Origin of the sequence: Flavobacterium sp. NLM (genome assembly GCF_002210235.1) — a bacterium.
Taxonomy (GTDB): Bacteria; Bacteroidota; Bacteroidia; order Flavobacteriales; family Flavobacteriaceae; genus Flavobacterium; species Flavobacterium panici.
Window position 1 is genome coordinate 1 of the sequence record NZ_LIAC01000009.1, and the last position, 18,600, is coordinate 18,600.

The following is an 18,600-nucleotide window of genomic DNA, read 5'->3' on the forward strand; positions in this document are numbered from 1 at the left end:
TATCGTATGCCGGACCAGAATCTGCCAATAAATCGCTCATTCCGTTTTCGATATAATCGGCGTCGGTAAGCATTAAAATTGGTTTTTTAAGATCTAATGCTAAACCTAAAACTGCTTTTCTGGTTAGTTTATCTGTCCAAACGATTTTTTCAACCAGCCAAGGTTTGTTAATTCTTGTTAGTTTTGAAGATGCTTCTTTATCTAAAATAAAAACTGCATCATCATGTTCCTGTAGAAATGAAGCTGGAACTCTGTTTGTAACTTCATCTTCAACAGATCTTTTTACAATATTTGCTTTTCCTTCTCCCCAAGCCAATAGAATTACTCTTTTGGCTTCCATGATTTTCTTTACCCCAAGTGTGATTGCTGTTCTTGGTGTATTGTTTAATCCGAAGAAATCTTTACTTGCTGCAACTCTTGTGATGTGATCTAAAGCTACTAATCGAGTTTTTGAGTTTTGAAGTGAACCTGACTCGTTAAAACCAATATGTCCGTTTCCACCAATTCCAAGAATCTGCAAATCGATTCCGCCCAAAGCTTCAATTTTAGCTTCGTATTCGTGGCAGTAATCTGCGATTTGTTCTTTTGTTAAAAGTCCGTCTGGAACGTGAGCATTTTCAGGTAAAATATCAACGTGATCAAACAAAAGTTCTTTCATGAAACGAACGTAGCTGTTGATTGAGTTGGGTTCCATTGGATAATATTCATCCAAATTGAAACTAATTACATTTTTAAAGCTCAATCCTTCTTCTTTGTGAAGTCTTACCAGTTCTGCATACAATCCTTTTGGAGAAGAACCTGTTGCTAAACCTAAAATACAAGGTTTATTTTCTTTTTGTTTCGACTGGATTAAAGCTGCAATTTCCTGTGCAACGGCTTTTGAAGCTTCGCCTGAATTTTCAAAAACAACGGTGTTGATGTTTTCGAAGCGTTTTTCAAAACCGGTTGCTTTGTCTATTTTACTTTTTAACATTGTGGATATTTTTAATATGTTTTTGATTTAATTTTTGAATGTCTTTTGGTTTAAAAAAGACATGAGTTGAGCTGGAGCACTTCAAATTTGGGTGTTTGAATGCTTGATTTTTTTATGTTGAAATGTTATGTTTTTTTGAAGTTACTAGACAATCTTGTCATCTCGACGAAGGAGAGATCGCACTAGAAACTCCGCAAAGTAAGTCGTCAATCTTTGTCGAGTTACGTGTGCGATTTCTCGTTCCTCGAAATGACAAACTTTGTGGTGAAACTTTGTCGAGTTTTTTAGTGCGGTTGCTTCGTTCCTCGCAATGACCCTACTTTGGGTTATTTACCATTTCCTGTATTTATGTCCTTTGAAAGCAAAAAACACAATCATTAAATAAGATGGTAATAATATTAAATACGCTAATTGATTTCCGCTTTTTGCTGTTTCGGTAATTCCTTCGGCTGCATTTGAGGTGTTGATTGTATCGGCAAGAAGACCGTAAAATAATGGAAAAACTGCACCGCCAATAATTCCCATAATTAGAATTGCGCCACCAATTTTTGTATATCCGCCTAAATCCTGAAGTGCCATTGGCCAAATTGCCGGCCAGCAAAGTGCGTTTGCTAAACCTAATAAAGCAACCAGAATAATTATCAACGGCAATTGTGGAATTCCCGGTAACTGAATCATAATTTTAGGAGAAAGTATTACGATTAATGAAACCAAAATAAGTCCTAAAAATCCGGATACTTTTAAGGCAGAAACCTGCGAAACGTATTTTGGAATCAATGTAATTCCCAGAATATAGCCGATAACCATAAAAGTCATTGTGAAAGAAGTTAGTTTTAAGTAAAAAGAACCGCTTTCGCCATAAACTTCCAATTGTTTTCCGAATCCGCCGATGGAATCTCCGGCCAGAACTTCTGCAGCAATGTAAACCATTAATGTAATTACGCCAAAAACCAATTGCGGATGTTTGAAGGCTTGTTTTATTTGTTTGAAAATACTTAAATGTTCAACTTGTCCTTCATCATCTAAATTGATTTCCGGAAGTGGAGAAAATTTTACCAAAACAGCCAAAACTACCATAATCACTGCCATATAAATATACGGAGTCTGCAATTGCAAAGCCAACGCATCTAAAGCGCTTTCTTTTTGTACCGAAGTCATAACGGCAATTTTATCTGCGGAGTAATCTCCAATATTCGATAAAACCAAAGAAGTCAATAATAACGGAGCCAGAAAACCTGCCAGTTTATTGGCAATTCCTAAAACGCTGATTCTTGCTGCGGCACTTTCACGCGGACCAATCACAACGACATACGGATTTGCTGCTGTTTGCAAAACGGCTAAACCTGTTCCCATTACAAATAATGCGATTAGGAAAAATCCAAAAGTTCTTGACGCTGCGGCGGGATAAAACAAAAGTGCTCCCACTGCAATTACGCCCAATCCTAATGAAATTCCGTTTTTGTAACCTACTTTTTCGATTAAAAATGAAGATGGAATCGCCATGACAAAATAGGCAATATAAAAGGCAAACGTCACAAAATACGATTGTGATTCGGTTAGTTCACACGCTAATTTAAAAAATGGAATCAGCGGCCCGTTTAACCAGGTTACGAATCCAAAAATAAAAAACAAAGAGGTTAAAATAACCATGGGAATCAAAGTGCTGTTTTGCTCTTTTTTTAAGGTAAGATCGATTTGTGACATATTTTTGGTTTTTGTTTGGTTTGTTCTTTGTTAGTAATTTTAACAATAGAAACATAGATTTGGGCGGTTTAAAAAAGACATTCACTTATTCAAATAAACATAGCTATGTGTGGAAACTTGTTTCTTTGGTATTCTTTTTTATACACATTTAAACCTATGTTTCTATGTGTTTAAATATTTATGCATTATATATTTTGGTCAAAAAACTATTTGCTGACTAATTCCTGATGGTAAAAAAGAATGGTTTCTTCTAATGCCTGATCAATTGTATATTCTGGTTTAAACCCCAATTGATTGAATTTTTCAGGATTGGCTTTTGAATGTTTGATATCGCCCGGTCTTTCGTCTAAAAATTTGATCTGCGATTTAGAATTGGTGATTTTTATAATTTTTTCGGCCAATTCTAAAACCGATGTACTGTGTCCTAAAGCAACATTATACGTTTCATTTCCTTTTTGCGAAGCGAGAATATTAGCTTTTACTACATCTTTTACATAAATAAAATCTCTGGTTTGTGATCCGTCTCCATAAATGGTTATCGGTTCGTTTTGAAGTGCTTTATTGATAAAAATGGGTACTGCCGCCGCATAAGCCGATTCTGGATTTTGACGCGGACCAAATACGTTGAAATATCTTAAAGATGCCGTTGGAACCTTATATTGATCTAAATACATTTTTAAATAATATTCGCCGTCTAATTTGGTAATCGCGTATGGTGTCATTGGTTCCGGAAACATCGTTTCTACTTTTGGTAAAACCGGATTGTTGCCATAATTCGCTGCCGATGTTGATAATACGACTTTGCAATCTATATTATTTTTTGCAGCTTCAAGAATATTAATGGTTCCAATCGTATTGATTTCAATACATTCTTTAATTTTTAAAAGAGATTCGGGAACGCTCACTAAAGCTGCCAAATGAAAAACACCACTTGCTCCGTTTATTACTTCATTAACCAAATTTTCGTCGCGAATGTCGCCTTTTACAAATTCAACATTTAATTCGTTTAGGTTATGTTCGAATCCCGTTCTAAGACTATCAAGTATCAAAACTTGGTGTCCTTGATTCGATAAATGTTCTGCAATATGGCTTCCTATAAAACCGGCACCTCCGGTAATAACATATTTTTTCATCTTTTTTATTTTAATGATCCAATGAAATTCAAATTATAATCTTCCATTTCCCTGAATTGTTCTGTAAGGCTTTCAATCAATTTGAATTGGTTTCTTGAACGATCTAAATTATGTTCCGGATATTCTGTTTTATAATACACATCGTCATTTAGGAAATCCGTTAAAAAACGAAGCGCCATTATGAAAGTCATTGTTTTTGCACCAAGCGGAAGATATTTTATTTCTAATGTTGAAAGCGATGAATTTGTCTTCTCCAAAAATCCTTTTACATACGCTTTGTAAAACTCTAAATTGAAATTTACCAAATCGAGATTTTGTTCGTCTTCGGCTGCTGTGTTGCAGATTGTTCTGATGGCATCTCCAAAATCATAATGAATAATTCCCGGCATAACGGTATCTGTATCAATCACACAAAGTCCTTTTTTATTTTGGTCAAAAAGTGCATTGGAGATTTTTGTATCGTTGTGCGTAACTCTAAGTTTTATTTTTTTAGCGTCTTTTAGATTTTGAAGAATGTGCATTTCTTCTTTTAAATCCTGAACATTTTGAATTAAGATTTTTGCCTGCTCAATTCTTTGTTCTGAAGCTTCTTTTAAAGCAGTATCAAACTGCGAATAACGAAACGCCATGTTATGAAAATTCGGAATTACTTCTGTCAATTTTCTGGCATCAAAATCGCTGGTAAGATTTAAAAATTCTCCGAAAAGTTTTCCGCCTTCATAAGCAATTTCTTCATTGTTTACGGTTTCAAAAGTTAAACTTCCTTCTATATAAACCATTACATTCCAGAAATTTCCATCTTTGTCCTGATAATAAAAAATGCCTTTTTTTGTTCCGATAAAAGTTAAAACCCTGCGCTTTAATTCAGCTTCAGATAAATTTTTTAATTTTTTCTGTAAATGTTTACTAACGCTTACTTTATTAGCAATTAATCCCGGAACATCTTTAAAAACACCTTCGTTAATACGCTGTAAAATAAATTGTTTACCACTTTGAGTCGTTAGTAAATACGTGTCATTAATATGACCGGAAGACAGTTCTTCGAAGGTTTTAAAAACCTCGATATGGTCAAACTGTTCGAATATAAATTTTAGTTGTTCGGCTGTCATATTACCAAAGATTTGTTGGATAAACTTTTTGCGCTCTTAACTTTTCAATTTCTTTTTTTACTATTTCTTTATCCTCTTTATAGGTTACTCCAAACCATTTTGCATTGGACTGAAGTACTTCGACAGACGCATTATCTGATTTTAAAATCTCATTTACGACAGATGTAATAAAAAACTCGGCTTTTAAATCGTGTTCGTTTTCTTTTAGGAATTGCTCAAAAAGTGCACCTCCAAATTCAAAACATTTTGGTGTAAAGCCCCAAAAATTCATAGAAACGATTGTATTTTCATCAATAGGAATAAATGCTCCGTTATCGTCTTTACGCATTAATTTCCCGTCTATTTTTTCGATATGCGTACGTTCTGTAACATCCGTCAAGTAATTATTTTCATCAACCTGACATTCACCTCTGGAAACAAAGCCATGATCTGAAACGGTATTTTTTAAAAGATATGCCATCATATTAAAATTGTATGATTCTTTATCTAATTCAGTCAAGGCTTTTGCCATGATTTCAAAAGCTTCTTTTCCGTAAAAATCATCGGCGTTTATGATGGCGAAATTTTCGGTTACTTCATCTTTTGCCATTAAAAGTGCGTGTCCGGTTCCCCACGGTTTTTTTCTTTCCGGATTTAAGTATTGCGGCGGTACATTTTCAATTTCCTGAAAAACATATCCTACCTCAGCTTTTCCTTCTAGTTTTTTATTGAATATTTCTTTACACTCTTCTTCAATGTTTTTACTTATAATAAATACAAATTTTCCAAAACCTGCCTGCAATGCATCATATATCGAAAAATCCATAATGGTATCTCCTTCGGGCGTAAATGTATCTAACTGTTTTAATCCTCCATATCGACTTCCAATACCTGCCGCCAGGATCACGAGAGTAGGTTTACTTTTGCTCATTTAAATAGTATTATTAGTTGGTTATTATTTTTAAGGTTTTTGGTCGTTTTTCGGCTTTTAAAAATGATTCTGTAAAAGCGATTATTTTGCAATTTTTAGATATTAAAAATTTCTCTTATAAATTGAAAAATAAATATTAATCTGACAATTATATCGTTAATATGATGCGTAATGTGATTAATATTCGGCTAAAGTATATATTAATATTTTATAAAAAAAGAAAATAGTGTTAAAATGTGCTCGAACACAATAAAAATGTTTTCGAACACATGTGATTTAATATTTTCTCATATTTGATTTTTATATATATTTGTTTCTATATGGATAAGATTTATACAATTAAGGATATTGCAGAACTTGCAGGAGTCTCAAAAGGGACTGTTGACCGTGTTTTGCATAAAAGAGGAAAAGTGTCTGAAGATGCCCTGAAAAAGGTGAATGAAGTTCTCGACAGAATTGATTATCAGCCTAATCTAATGGCACGAAGTTTAAAGAAAACTCAGATTTACTCGATTTGTGTCCTTATTCCTGATTCTGCAAACGATCCGTATTGGCAGCCTTGTATTGATGGTATAAACGATGCCAAAAAAGAGTTTAAATCTTTTAACGTAAAAGTGGAGATTTTCCTGTTTGATCCTACGAGCACGGCTTCTTTTGTAGAAACGAATCAAAACGTATTAAATTCTTCTCCAGATGCGGTTCTGCTTGTGCCGTTATTCCATAAAGAAGCTCTTGATGCTATTGAAACCTATAATTCTAAAGGTATTATTTCGAGTATTTTTAATAATCAGCTTAAATCGAGTGCAATAAAAAGTTTTGTTGGACAGGATTTATTTCAAAGCGGAAGAATTGCTGCACGTTTATTAGATTTATTGATTAAGAAAGGTACAATCGCAATTGTTCATATTGATGAAGATTACGAAAATGCTATTCACATGCAGGAAAAAGAGAAAGGTTTCAGGGATTATTTTGAAAATCTTGAAAGCAAAAAATTCGAAATTAAAACTTTTAAAGTAAAACATCCACAATTTAAAACTACTTTAAAAGAATATCTGGAATCAAATCCAGCTATTGAAGGTCTTTTTGTAACGACTTCTAAAGCGTATCAGGTTGCAAAAATTATTGCCAAAAATCCTGAAAAGAAAATCGCGCTTGTGGGTTATGATTTATTAGAGAATAATCTGGAATATCTGAACAATAAAACGATAGATTTTTTGATTCACCAAAATCCGAAACGTCAGGCTTATTTAGGAACTACGAGTTTAATTGAGCATTTTATTTTTGAGAAAGAGATCAGCCCCGAAAAATTACTTCCAATTGATATTGTAAATACTGAGAATGCTAAGGATTATTTTTTATAGGTTCTTTGCGTATATTTTTTTTAACACATAGAGACATAGGTTTTGTTGCGCTTAAAAAAGGCGTTTCACTTGCATTAACAAACATAGCTTTTCTACGCAATCTTGTCATTCCGAGGAAGTACTTTTGATCTTTATCTTTAAGCTCGCTACATAAAACATAGCCAGTGGTTTCAACCACTGGAACGCAATAAGAGAGCGCAATAAATTATCATAATTCGTTTCCCACGGTTGAAACCGCGGGCTATATTTGCCAATCTTTGGTGGATTTAAACACATAGAAACATAGGTTCAAATGTGTAAAAAAGAATATTAAAGAAACTAGTTTCACACATAGCTATGTGTATTAATGCAAGTGAAACGCCTTTTTTAAACGCAAAGAAAAGCTATGTCTCTATGTGTTTAAACAAACTCTAGCCTAAAGTCAGCGTTCCAAAAGAACTGGCAATATGAAAATTTGGAGTTTCTGTATTTGGGTTTACCCACGTAATCCAAGTTGGTTCAAATAATTTATTTTCCTGTTTTATGTATTTCGCCCTGAAAATTCCGGCTTCAATAACGTTGTCTTTTATTAAATGAAAGTTTTTCAGCGATTGAATGCTGATGGCGAATTCTACAATAAAATGATCGCTTTTTATACTTGATTTTACCGACAAAGTATTTTCCGGCCAATTCCAGTCAAAGTCAAATTTCTTTTTCGGAGAAGCTATGAAATCCATGATTCTTGGCGTTGGATCAATTTCCATACAATAATAGGGATTTAGGTTTTCATCTGTTCTAAAGAAAATCTCAACTCTGTCAGATTCTCCAATACTGTCAATAGAATCGTCTTGTCTGTCAATGTGAATGTTATCATCGTAAACCTTGTAGCAGAAATAAATATTTTCAGTATCCCATAAAGATCTGAATTCGATTTTTTCAGGTTCTAAATCACTCCAGGGCGAAGTAAAATCGGTTAATGTTTCTGCTTTATCCCAAAAAGGATTATCACCCAAACCATTTATTTGTAAAATGTTTTTCTCGATTCGGTTTACATTGTAATTTTTCATTCTAAAAAGGTACGCAATTTTGAAAAAAATAAAAAGGAGCAAAAGAAAAAATTCTTCTGCTCCTCAATAGTATTATTTTAAGTAAATTTTATTGTGCGTTATTTCGTTATCGGCATTAATTTGAAGAATTATTAATTGTGAATTGACCTTCAAACCTGAAATATTAATTCTTGCTGATTCAACCGAACTGAAATCTTGTTTTAAAAGTTCTCTTCCGTTTAAATCCAATAAAATAATATGGGCTGAATTGACGCTTTTTCCGAAATTAATATTGATTTCATCTGAAGCCGGATTTGGGAAAACAGAAAAGCTTGGGGCAATTTGTTCTTCAGCAACTTCTAATGTTGCTGCTTTTTTAGAGGTCGATCCTGTCTGTAATTCAGAACAACCAATATCAATTCTTCCGTTTCTTTTTCGAATATCATCATCAAAATCTAAAGTTCCCGAATTAGTCGAACTATAAGTTGGATCACCTTTGTCTGTTGCAAAAGCTCCCGAAGCCAGCGTAAAATTAAACGCCGCAGCATTTACAAATCCCGGAACACCAACTACAGAATTTACGTCTTGTCCGGTTGCTGTGGCAAACTGCGCCGCATTATAAGATCCGGTTGTCGAGCTTCCGTTAAAACTTGTTCCTGTTAAGTCGATGATGAAATCGGTATTTGTTTCTCTGTAATATAAATTATAGTTTGAAACAAAACTTGAAATTGTATATCCGTATGAAGCTAAAAATGCTTTTTTACCCGTTGTCGCATACATAATATTGTTTTTGTATGTAATTCCCGAACTGTTTTGAAAATGCACTTCACCTCCGTAAATATCGGCTAATGTAGAAACTGCAGTTCCCTGAATTGTAGTAACTCCGTTAATCGTTGCTCCGGTTCTGTTTTTGTAAAAAGTATTATTGAAGATTTTGGTATTTCCCACACTTGTAGTATAACCAGATCCGTTAACACCTCCAAAAATTGCTCCTGTGATTACATTGTTATAAACCGAATTGTTGTTGACAATATGTCCTGTAGAAAGACCTCCGTTTCCGGTTGAAGTATTTTGTTCTGCACCAACAGAAAGTCCTACTCCACAATTGAAAACTTCATTTCTTTGTACCGTACAATTTAAAGCACCGTCTACATAAATACCCGCGCTATTGGCAACAGCACTCATACAATTAAAAACTTCATTGGAAGCAATGATACCGTTTCGCGCCTGATTATTGCTTGCTGCTCCGGTTGATAAATAATTTCCTGCGGCCACAATTCCAATATTCGCAATGTCATAAACCGTATTTCCAGAAACCGAAAATCCGTTTACGTTTCCAGTTACGGTTACAGCTTCTCCCCAGCCTGTTGCGCAATTTGCAACTTCATTAGTTTCGATTTTTACGTTTGTAATGGCATATGTTCCGTTTCCTCCGTCGACTTTTATGGCATTGGTAACAATACCGCTGTTTGCAGGAATCGCCGAAAGATTATTGCTAATCCAGCCGATATTTTTAACAATACAATTTTTGATTGTAATGTTATTCAAATTGGCTGTTGCACCAGAATTGGCTAAAATCCAGATTCCTTTGCTTCCGTTTCCAATTTTGTTCGAAATCGTTAAACCATCAATAGTAACATTGCTTGTATTCACAATTCCTAAAACATACGTATCAGTACTTGTCCATCCTGAAGCGTTTACTACTACAGCGCCAGATCCGCTTTTTTGAATCGTTAAAGGTTTTCCAACAAAAATGGGTCCTGTAACAGCATAAGTTCCGGAAAGCACTAAAACGGTTCCTCCTGATGGCGCGGCCTGAACTCCTTTTACAATGGTTTTATACGGCAGCGCGGCGGTTCCCGTACCTGTTGTATCGTTTCCTGTTGTGGAAACATAGGTTTGCGAAAAACCTTGTACAAAACACATTAAAATAAAAAATGTAATTTTCTTGACTTTCATAATTTTGATATTTTGGGTTAACAACTAAAAAAAATTATAGATAGAATATTGCAATATTTTCTATTTCAAATAAGCCGCTTCTGCCTTTCAATTTTAGAACTAAAAACATCAATTTAATGTTCTATTTTGTTCTTTTTGAATCACATAAAAAAGCTTATTTCTGACTAAAGTAAATATTGTATTGTAATTTGCAAGAAAATAATTAGAAAAAATGTGTTCGAACACAAAATTTTAATATTTTGAAAGTTTTTTAGTACAGGTTTTTGACTTATTTTGACAAAACATTAAATGTGTTTGAGCACAAATAAATATTATACTACAAATAATATTGTGTTTAAATTTTAAAACCAAAAAAGATGCCTTTAAAAACTCAATTTTAAAGGCATCTTTTTATAGTAATTTTGAAGCTTAGTTTTTCAATCTGTATTTATTGAAAATGATAAAAACGATACCCACAATTGCAAGCAAAGAGATGTTTGCTAATCCTAATAAAAACTGACTTTTTACAGCGTATATATTCACAAAACTATAGCTAAAAAGAGCACTTACCATATAAGCTCCTCCGCCGGTTAATCCGCTGGCAACTCCGGCATTTTTAGAGAATCGGCTTAAACAATAACCCAAAACAATATTGTATATAAAACCTCCGCAGATATTCAGTCCCATTGTAAAAATGACCAAAGTGTAAATATTACTTTCTAAAGAAGAAGTAAAAATCATCAACAAAGCCAAAATCAGCTGAATGGTTATGGCTGTTCCCACTTTTTTTGCCAAAGGGTTTTTGATCATCGATTTTGCCGTGATTCCGCCAATCATAACAGATAATCCAGATAATAAAGCGCTGTAACCTGTTGTTATTGCCGAATATCCAAAAATACGTTCTATGATAAACGGACTGGTTAAATTGAACATAATAACGATCGCAAAAGTGATTCCCAGAATTACGAACCCTAAAGTAAAATCAACCGATTTCAGCATGTTTGAATACGTATTGGTAATGGCTTTAAATTTAAACGGATGCAGTTCTTTTATGGTTTCTCCACTATGGCGAAGTTCTAAAAGTAACATAAGCAGTGATAATCCGCCAAGGAAATAGAAATTAGATTTCCAGCCGAAACTATGTTCCAGGTATCCGCCTAAAAATGGAGCCATAATTGGCGCGCTGGCCCAAATGATAGAAAACAAACTAATGTAACTTTTTAATTTATCACCTTTAAATAAATCGACAAAATAAGCACGTTTTGCAATTACAATAAAAGCAATCGCAATTCCCTGAATAATACGCATGGCATAGATTACATAAATATCCGGAACGAGCGCAATAACAAAACTGGCTGCTGAGAACACGGCAAGCGATGCAATGCTGATTTTAAAACGTCCAAAACTGTCTAATATACTGCCAATAAAAATTTGGCTTATGCCGAGGCTGAACATAAAAAATACTAATGTAAGCTGAATGGCCGATGCCGAAACATTCAAATCTTTTGCCATTGCGGGAAGCGAAGGCAGATAAATATCTGTTGCAAATCCTGATAACGGAATTAAGGCTAAAGCCAATATGGTACTGAATCCTTTGTGATCCTCTTTTAAATTTCTCATTCTAATTATTAATTTATTCATTACAAAATAGACCAATCGGTCTAAAATATTTTAAAAAAAATATGTTAGATCACATATCTTTCAAATTCATTTTTTAAGATTTCTAAAACAACTTCCATTTGGTTGTTGTTATCAAAAACTTTTCGGCATAAAATAGCGCCTTCTATCATCGAAAATGCCATTATAGCAAATTTTTCAGGGTTGATTTCTGCCAAAAGCTCTTTGTTTTCAACTCCCAATTCAATTATATCCGTATATCTTTTATGCGCTGAAAGAATAGCTCTTTTTACCTGCTCTTTTATAGCCGGGTTTGTATCATCTGCTTCAATTCCAAAATTTAAAATTGGACAGCCGTCGGTCATGTTATCTTTATTTTCATAAACTGCCAATAATTTATAAAGCTTTTCTTTTGCTGTTTTTCCCTGCGAAACCGCATTGTCTAATTTGGCCGCTAACTGCGATCTTAAATACAAAAATGATTCTTTACAAATTTCTTCTTTGCTTTCAAAATTTCCGTAAATACCGCCTTTTGCCAGCTTTGTGGCTTCCATAATGTCGCTTAGAGAAGTTCCGGCCATTCCTTTTTTATTGATAATCGCAGCCGATTTTTCAATAATAAACTGTTTTGTACGTTCTGCTTTACTCATAATCTTTTTCATTTTGACACTGCAAATTTAGACCGATCGGTCTAAATTTGCAAACTTTTTTTAATTTATTTTTCATAAATCATTAAAAGTCAAGCAAAATCAAGAGTTTATATTTTTATTTTAAAAGAGAAAACGAAGCAATTATTAAAGAAAATAATCTAGTTTTAATTTTTCAAAAGCAATTTTATCGGTAGGAAGAACGAGCGGACAAGCTTCTGAATTCATATCAAACCATTCTAATTTTTCAATAGTTGGAATTTGAATATTTAATTCTTCCATATTCAAAATCTTAACCTGATAATAAATCGTAAAAATTTGCCTGTTATCTTTCATTCTGGAAACTATAAAATTTTCTTGTGTATAAATGTGTTTTATAACTTCTATTTTCAGGTTTAGTTCTTCCTGAAATTCTCTGTGCAGACAGTCAATTGTTCCTTCGCCAAATTCAAGTCCGCCGCCCGGCAGTTTGCAAATATGTGATCCGGCATAGCTTTCGTGCAGCGCTAAAACTTTGTTATCATTTACACAAAACGCATAGACTCTGACATTAAATCCAATTAATTCGCTCATAAAGTTTTAATTAACAACTTGCCGTTTTACAAAAATAAGCAATTGATCGCCTGCTGTTGAATAATATCTATTTAAAAAATAAATAGTAACTTTTCATGCTTTTTATTCAAACCTCAGCTTCCATTATGACAACCGATATTATAGAATTACATGATTGTATTGTTTTAGTAGAGCAATCGAATACGACTAAAACTATAGTCCAGAAATGCGAAATTGATGGCGATGCCGTGGGTTTTGCTTTTTATGGTTCGGGCAATGTTGAGCTGGAAATCAAGCATAATAATCAGACGAAATATTTAATGAATACTACGGGTTTGGCCATTTGTTTCTTCGGAAATCAAAAAGTTGAATTCTCGCATAAAATTGAACCAGATAAACCTTTGCAGTCCATTAGTATTTTTACCAAACTCAAAAATCTAAATTCACTTCCGCAGGCAGAAAGGGAGATTTTCGAAAATTACCTGCCACAGTTATTAAACCCGAAAGAGCATTTTGTAAAAGGCCCTTCTTTTTATATGACGCTAGAAATGCAATTGGCGGTTCAGAAAATATTCAATACATCGTATACCGGAAATACACGTTTCTTGTTTTTAAAAAGTCAAATCAATGAACTTTTGGCACATTTCTATGCACTTTTAGCTTCTGATAAAAAATCGGAATTATCAGAGATTGATAAAAACAAACTTTTTCAGGCTAAGGAAATTGTAACCACGCATTATTCTACACCGCCTTCTATAACTCAATTGTCACAAATGGTGGGTTTAAACAGCAATAAATTAAAGAAAAATTTCAAAGAACTTTTCGGGATTCCGGTTTTTAAATTTGTTCAGGAAGAACGGTTGAACAAAGCGTATGAATTACTCCGCGAAAGCGAAAAAACAGTTCAGGAATCGGCTTGGGAAGTTGGGTATGAAAGTCTGAGTTCGTTTTCGAATGCTTTTCATAAAAAATTCGGAATGCGCCCAAATGATGTAAAACAGCAATTCTTTTCAAACAAATCATAATTCTTTTACGACAAATGATTCTTTTTTAATCGAAGCAACTTTGTATCAGTAATCATTTAAAAAGATATTGATATGAAAACCAAAATTTTAGTTCTGGGTTCTACCGGAAAAACAGGAAGCAGAGTTGCTGCAAGATTAGAAAATAATGCTGAAGTTGAACTTCGTTTAGGTTCACGAAATGAGAAAATCCCTTTTGATTGGGAAAAACCAGAAACCTGGGAAAATGTTGTAAAAGATATTGACACGGTTTATATCACTTTTCAACCAGATTTAGCTGTTCCTTTTGCTGCAGATGCGATAGAAAATTTCACCAATATTGCCACAAAATCTGGCGTGCAGAAAATAGTTTTACTTTCTGGAAGAGGCGAACAAGAAGCGCAGGTTTGCGAAGAAATCGTAAAGAAAAATGCTAAAAACTGGACAATAATCCGCGCCAGCTGGTTCAATCAAAACTTTAGCGAAAGTTTCTTTTTAGATCCAATTTTGTACGGAATTGTTGCTTTGCCAAGAGCCGAAGCACTTGAACCTTTTACAGATGCAGATGATATTGCCGATGTTGTGACGGCTGCACTTTTAGACGAAAGTCATAACGGAAAAACGTATGAATTAACCGGGCCAAGATTATTGACTTTTAAAGATGCGGTTAATGAAATTGCCAATGCAAGTGGCAGAAATATTAGTTTTCAAAGTTTGAGTTTGGAAGAATATACGCAAATGCTAAAAGAATATCAAATTCCTGATGATCACATTTGGCTGGTAAATTATTTATTTGAGCAGGTTTTAGACGGAAGAAATTCGAGTGTGACTTTTGATATTGAAAAAGTGCTGGGCAGAAAAGCAAAAGATTTTAACGCTTACGCGAAAGAAACAGCCAAAACCGGAATTTGGAATCCTGAAAATTAAAAAGATGAAATATATCAGAGCAATATTTTCAGGAATTTTGGTTTGGTTCGCCGTTAGTATTTCTTTTTATATTTTAGAACAAATTCCTGTTGTAAAAGATTCCTTTTTCTGGCAGTCGGTTATTGTGGCGATTTGTATTGTGTTTTTCGCCATTGGTGCAGCGAAGTTTTATTATCTGAGAAATTATAAAATGGACGGTTTAAAACTCGGAATTATAATGTCGCATACGGCTTTGTTTCTGGATATAATTATTACGGTTCCTTTTGTTGAAATTCCAAACGGACGAAATTACGAGAGCTTTTTTACGAGTCCAATTTTATGGATTTTGGCTTTTGTAAATGCGGTTTCTGTTTTTCTTTGGCGAAAGCTAAATAAAAATGTGGTTTAATTTTGCCTCGACTTTTGAGACTACCTCTTTATTATTTTACATCTTACTTTGTTCCGTAGGAACATTTCATTGGTAGAAAATTATATTGTTATAATGGTTTTACGTTCCGTAGGAACGTCTGATTGGCTTTTTTTTAATAATCTGAATTATCAAACGTTCCTACGGAACTCAAATGCGGCTGGTCATTATTTTTTTCTACCTACGAAACATTCCTATGGAATGATAAATCGAATATCAAAAAGTGACCAATTAAGTCACTAAAAAAAACAAAATAATTATAGAAAAAGAGGCCGTCTCGACTTTGAGAGCCTCTTTATTATTTTACATCTTTCCTTGTTCTGTAGGAACATTTCATTGGTAAAAAATTATATTGTTATAATGGATTACGTTTCTTAGGAACGTCTGATTGGCTTTTTTTTTTAATAATCTGAATTATCAAACGTTCCTACGGAACGCAAATGCGGCTGGTCACTATTTTTTTCTACCTACGAAACATTCCTATGGAATGATAAATCGAATATCAAAAAGTGACCAATTAAGTCACTAAAAAAAACAAAATAATTATAGAAAAAGAGGCTGTTTCGACTTTGAGACAGCCTCTTTATTATTTTACATCTTTCCTTGTTCTGTAGGAACATTTCATCGGTAGAAAAATTATATTGTTATAATGGTTTTAGGTTCCGTAGGAACGTTTGATTCACTTTTTTTTTAATAATCTGAATTATCAAACGTTCCTACGAAACGCAAATGCGGCTGATCTTTATTTTTTTCTACCTGCGAAACATTCCTATGGAATGATAAAAATTAATCTCTTTAATACCATAAAAAAACTCCTGTTAGTGGAACAGGAGTTTTTCGGATTAATATATAATAGTAGTCAGTGGAATTTATTATCCTCGTGTAAGCCAGCCTTTTTTACGAACTGTAATAATTGAGTAAGGTGCAATCCAAAATAATGAAAAGGTATAGAAAACACTATAGGAATAGGCCCAAAATGCTTCGCCTAATGAATATCTTTTCGCATAGAATAAAACTGAAAAACTTGATACCAGCAATATTCCTAAAAGTGCAGAACTGATGAACAATAACGGATGTACTGCAATAAAATAGATCATGAATATAAAAAACGGATAAGTCATTAATATTCTTATAAACTGTTCTGTATACAAAAGTCTTGCTCCCACTTTAGATTCTTTTCTAAAATCTTTCCAAACATATTTTGCCATCATAATGTTTTCACGAACATTGCTTCTTCCCCATCTTATGAACATTTTGTACAATCCTGTATAATCTTCGGGAACGTTTGTTAAAACATAGGCATTACGCTGAAACAATACATGATGTCCTTGTTTTAAAATCATATTGGTCATGGCACGGTCTTCTCCAATGTCTGACGGCTGTCCCATAAAAGTCTGGTCAATCCATTCTGGCAGGCAGGCAAAAACAGCTGTTCTTTTGTAAGCTGCCAAAGCTCCCGGAGTACAAAGTACAGAACCTAATGCACTTTCGGCAGAACGCATGAATTCAAAACTCATTACAAAACTTACGTTTAGCATTTTTGGTAAAATTGCTTTTTCGTTGTTCAAAACCTGAACGTTTCCTGCAACGGCTCCACATTTTTCATCAACTACAAACGGACTTACTAAGTTTCTTAAAGTATCTTTTTTAACGATTGAATCTGAGTCAACAGTTACAAAGATTTCTCCTTTTCCTAAATTAAATCCACGGTATAAAGCGTGACGTTTTCCTTTATTTTGCGGCTGCTGGAAAATAGAAACACGATCGCCTAATTTTAATTTTGCCTGTTGAATCCAGTACCAAGTATCGTCTTTACTTCCATCGTCGATTGCTAAAAGCTCTAATTTATGAGCCGGAAAATCACTTTCGGCCAGACTCATTAAAGTTTCATACACTAATTTCCCTTCGTTATAAGCCGGAACAATTACGGTACAAGTTGGCAGTAATTCATCTGATACTGATTCGATTGGTTTGTATTTGAAATACAGAACTACGTTGTACAAAAACATTCCGCCTTTAAAAAGAAATAATGCTACGGTAATAGCTAGAAAAATAATTCCTCCCGTTGAGTTTAATCTTTCTAAATGCAGCTGATCAAAATCCGGCTGCAATTGAACAACTAAAAGAGATCCTGCAATTAATAATAAAAATGTTGCGGCAAGAACCATGAAACCAAAAAGGCTTTTTGGTCTTTCTATATGTGTTTTGGTTGAGTTGTTGTTTATTTTAAAAATAGATGGGCTGATTACTTCGCTGCTGATATCGCCTCCTGCATAAAATTGTTTTGAAATAATTGTTTCGCTTTCCATGTCCTGTTTGTTTGTATTAATTCACTAAAATGGCTTTTATCAAATGGTCTTTCTTTGCATTTTTCTTAAGTAAACATCAAAAAAATTAAAGAGTGACATGTTCCCAATTTGCAAGCGTTGTGCCATTTAGGTTTTAAGCTGGATTTAAGCGGTTTACGAATTATTACATAAAGTAAGGTGTGTAATAATTTTACACTTTGTAGAATGTTTATACAGTTTTTTGTGTGTAAACAGCAGTAAAATAAGGGATTTTTGAAAGCGCAAAGAAGTGTCTCAGAATATAAAAACGCATCCTTAATTCAAAAATTGTATTTGGTTTTGATAGTTTTTATAATTGTAATTTTATTTTAAAAAAACGAAAACTTTTACTTACAAAAGAACTATGTATCAAATTATTAAGAGAGAATCTTTTCAGATTTTAATTTAAATGAGTTAATTTTATAGGTATATAAGTAATTTTCCTGCGAAAATTAATTTTATCTTAGCACAAAACAATTCATTTTTGTTCCTATTTTTTTAAACATTTTATACTGCATGAACCAACAGATTTACAAAATTTTACTTGCTGACGACGACGATGATGACTGCTCTTTTTTTGAAGAAGCTCTTGATGAACTGTCGCTTGCAACAACTCTTGTAACTGTAAATGACGGCGTTCAGTTAATGAATTTTTTGGATGATAATTCTGGAAAGGATCTTCCTGATGTTCTTTTTCTGGATTTAAACATGCCTAAAAAAAATGGATCTGAATGTCTTACAGAAATCAGACGGATTGAAAGATTAAAAGATTTCCCTATTATTATATTTTCAACTTCTCTTGATACCAAAATTGTAGATGTAACCTACGATATGGGCGCTACATTTTATATTCGAAAACCCGGCGATTTTTCAAAACTAAAAACCGTTATTGAAAATGCACTTATCGCAGCTTCTCAAAATAATTTTAAACAGCCTGAAAGAGCGCATTATATAATTCAACCCTAATTTA

16 protein-coding genes are annotated in these 18,600 nt (G+C 33.5%); 5 read left to right on the plus strand and 11 right to left on the minus strand.

All coding sequences use genetic code 11. The features are described 5' to 3' along the window. The 5 genes from nagB to APR43_RS12245 form a co-directional block, all read right to left on the minus strand. On the minus strand, nucleotides 1–973 hold a 973-nt coding region (gene nagB, locus APR43_RS12225; protein ID WP_088636415.1), incomplete at its 3' end, for a glucosamine-6-phosphate deaminase. Between the two features lie 330 nt (nucleotides 974–1,303). Then, complete coding sequence (locus APR43_RS12230) at nucleotides 1,304–2,677, minus strand: sugar MFS transporter (RefSeq protein WP_240514950.1); 1,374 nt, start codon at nucleotides 2,675–2,677, stop codon at nucleotides 1,304–1,306. A gap of 206 nt (nucleotides 2,678–2,883) precedes the next feature. Then, nucleotides 2,884–3,810, minus strand: coding sequence for an SDR family NAD(P)-dependent oxidoreductase (locus tag APR43_RS12235; RefSeq protein WP_053473964.1), 927 nt, complete (start codon nucleotides 3,808–3,810; stop codon nucleotides 2,884–2,886). Nucleotides 3,811–3,815: 5 nt separating this feature from the next. Beyond that, nucleotides 3,816–4,919, minus strand: a complete 1,104-nt coding sequence (locus tag APR43_RS12240; protein ID WP_053473963.1) for a phosphotransferase enzyme family protein — start codon at nucleotides 4,917–4,919, stop codon at nucleotides 3,816–3,818. 1 nt (nucleotide 4,920) lies between these two features. Next, nucleotides 4,921–5,829: a sugar phosphate nucleotidyltransferase gene (locus APR43_RS12245; RefSeq protein ID WP_053473962.1), complete on the minus strand. Its 909-nt coding sequence runs from the start codon at nucleotides 5,827–5,829 to the stop codon at nucleotides 4,921–4,923. A gap of 320 nt (nucleotides 5,830–6,149) precedes the next feature. On the opposite strand from APR43_RS12245, the gene APR43_RS12250 reads away from it, so the two are divergent. Further along, nucleotides 6,150–7,190, plus strand: a complete 1,041-nt coding sequence (locus tag APR43_RS12250; protein WP_053473961.1) for a substrate-binding domain-containing protein — start codon at nucleotides 6,150–6,152, stop codon at nucleotides 7,188–7,190. 410 nt (nucleotides 7,191–7,600) lie between these two features. Here APR43_RS12250 and APR43_RS12260 read toward each other — a convergent pair whose 3' ends face one another. From APR43_RS12260 to APR43_RS12280, 5 genes are all read right to left on the minus strand, one after another. Further along, on the minus strand, nucleotides 7,601–8,236 hold the full coding sequence (locus APR43_RS12260) for a carbohydrate-binding family 9-like protein (protein ID WP_053473959.1): 636 nt from the start codon (nucleotides 8,234–8,236) through the stop codon (nucleotides 7,601–7,603). Nucleotides 8,237–8,308: 72 nt separating this feature from the next. Next, nucleotides 8,309–10,174 carry a T9SS type A sorting domain-containing protein gene (locus APR43_RS12265; RefSeq protein ID WP_053473958.1) on the minus strand — a complete coding sequence of 622 codons (1,866 nt, stop codon included), beginning with the start codon at nucleotides 10,172–10,174 and terminating at the stop codon, nucleotides 8,309–8,311. Nucleotides 10,175–10,582: 408 nt separating this feature from the next. Next, on the minus strand, nucleotides 10,583–11,773 hold the full coding sequence (locus tag APR43_RS12270) for an MFS transporter (RefSeq protein WP_165590708.1): 1,191 nt from the start codon (nucleotides 11,771–11,773) through the stop codon (nucleotides 10,583–10,585). A 65-nt stretch (nucleotides 11,774–11,838) separates the two neighbouring features. Beyond that, nucleotides 11,839–12,420, minus strand: a complete 582-nt coding sequence (locus APR43_RS12275) for a TetR/AcrR family transcriptional regulator (protein ID WP_053473956.1) — start codon at nucleotides 12,418–12,420, stop codon at nucleotides 11,839–11,841. Nucleotides 12,421–12,564: 144 nt separating this feature from the next. Next, on the minus strand, nucleotides 12,565–12,990 hold the full coding sequence (locus tag APR43_RS12280) for an NUDIX domain-containing protein (RefSeq protein ID WP_053473955.1): 426 nt from the start codon (nucleotides 12,988–12,990) through the stop codon (nucleotides 12,565–12,567). 95 nt (nucleotides 12,991–13,085) lie between these two features. Here APR43_RS12280 and APR43_RS12285 point away from each other — a divergent pair, with 95 nt between their 5' ends. The 3 genes from APR43_RS12285 to APR43_RS12295 all read left to right on the plus strand — a co-directional run bounded on the left by APR43_RS12285 (nucleotide 13,086) and on the right by APR43_RS12295 (nucleotide 15,285). After that, on the plus strand, nucleotides 13,086–13,994 hold the full coding sequence (locus tag APR43_RS12285; RefSeq protein ID WP_240514951.1) for a helix-turn-helix domain-containing protein: 909 nt from the start codon (nucleotides 13,086–13,088) through the stop codon (nucleotides 13,992–13,994). A 72-nt stretch (nucleotides 13,995–14,066) separates the two neighbouring features. Further along, nucleotides 14,067–14,897: an NAD(P)H-binding protein gene (locus APR43_RS12290; protein ID WP_053473953.1), complete on the plus strand. Its 831-nt coding sequence runs from the start codon at nucleotides 14,067–14,069 to the stop codon at nucleotides 14,895–14,897. A 4-nt stretch (nucleotides 14,898–14,901) separates the two neighbouring features. After that, complete coding sequence (locus tag APR43_RS12295; RefSeq protein WP_053473952.1) at nucleotides 14,902–15,285, plus strand: DUF5367 family protein; 384 nt, start codon at nucleotides 14,902–14,904, stop codon at nucleotides 15,283–15,285. Nucleotides 15,286–16,175: 890 nt separating this feature from the next. On the opposite strand, the gene APR43_RS12300 is transcribed toward APR43_RS12295, so the two are convergent. Continuing rightward, complete coding sequence (locus tag APR43_RS12300; RefSeq protein ID WP_053473951.1) at nucleotides 16,176–17,612, minus strand: glycosyltransferase; 1,437 nt, start codon at nucleotides 17,610–17,612, stop codon at nucleotides 16,176–16,178. 534 nt (nucleotides 17,613–18,146) lie between these two features. Between APR43_RS12300 and APR43_RS12305 the strand changes: the two genes are divergently transcribed. Beyond that, complete coding sequence (locus APR43_RS12305; RefSeq protein ID WP_053473950.1) at nucleotides 18,147–18,596, plus strand: response regulator; 450 nt, start codon at nucleotides 18,147–18,149, stop codon at nucleotides 18,594–18,596. Nucleotides 18,597–18,600: the final 4 nt, after the last annotated feature.

Bases quoted from the DNA above. Each gene is read 5' to 3' on its own strand.
- APR43_RS12230 (WP_240514950.1), bottom strand. From the start codon at position 2,677: ATGTCACAAATCGATCTTACCTTAAAAAAAGAGCAAAACAGCACTTTG.
- APR43_RS12235 (WP_053473964.1), bottom strand. From the start codon at position 3,810: ATGAAAAAATATGTTATTACCGGAGGTGCCGGTTTTATAGGAAGCCAT.
- APR43_RS12240 (WP_053473963.1), bottom strand. From the start codon at position 4,919: ATGACAGCCGAACAACTAAAATTTATATTCGAACAGTTTGACCATATC.
- APR43_RS12245 (WP_053473962.1), bottom strand. From the start codon at position 5,829: ATGAGCAAAAGTAAACCTACTCTCGTGATCCTGGCGGCAGGTATTGGA.
- APR43_RS12250 (WP_053473961.1), top strand. From the start codon at position 6,150: ATGGATAAGATTTATACAATTAAGGATATTGCAGAACTTGCAGGAGTC.
- APR43_RS12260 (WP_053473959.1), bottom strand. From the start codon at position 8,236: ATGAAAAATTACAATGTAAACCGAATCGAGAAAAACATTTTACAAATA.
- APR43_RS12265 (WP_053473958.1), bottom strand. From the start codon at position 10,174: ATGAAAGTCAAGAAAATTACATTTTTTATTTTAATGTGTTTTGTACAA.
- APR43_RS12270 (WP_165590708.1), bottom strand. From the start codon at position 11,773: ATGAGAAATTTAAAAGAGGATCACAAAGGATTCAGTACCATATTGGCT.
- APR43_RS12275 (WP_053473956.1), bottom strand. From the start codon at position 12,420: ATGAGTAAAGCAGAACGTACAAAACAGTTTATTATTGAAAAATCGGCT.
- APR43_RS12280 (WP_053473955.1), bottom strand. From the start codon at position 12,990: ATGAGCGAATTAATTGGATTTAATGTCAGAGTCTATGCGTTTTGTGTA.
- APR43_RS12285 (WP_240514951.1), top strand. From the start codon at position 13,086: ATGCTTTTTATTCAAACCTCAGCTTCCATTATGACAACCGATATTATA.
- APR43_RS12290 (WP_053473953.1), top strand. From the start codon at position 14,067: ATGAAAACCAAAATTTTAGTTCTGGGTTCTACCGGAAAAACAGGAAGC.
- APR43_RS12295 (WP_053473952.1), top strand. From the start codon at position 14,902: ATGAAATATATCAGAGCAATATTTTCAGGAATTTTGGTTTGGTTCGCC.
- APR43_RS12300 (WP_053473951.1), bottom strand. From the start codon at position 17,612: ATGGAAAGCGAAACAATTATTTCAAAACAATTTTATGCAGGAGGCGAT.
- APR43_RS12305 (WP_053473950.1), top strand. From the start codon at position 18,147: ATGAACCAACAGATTTACAAAATTTTACTTGCTGACGACGACGATGAT.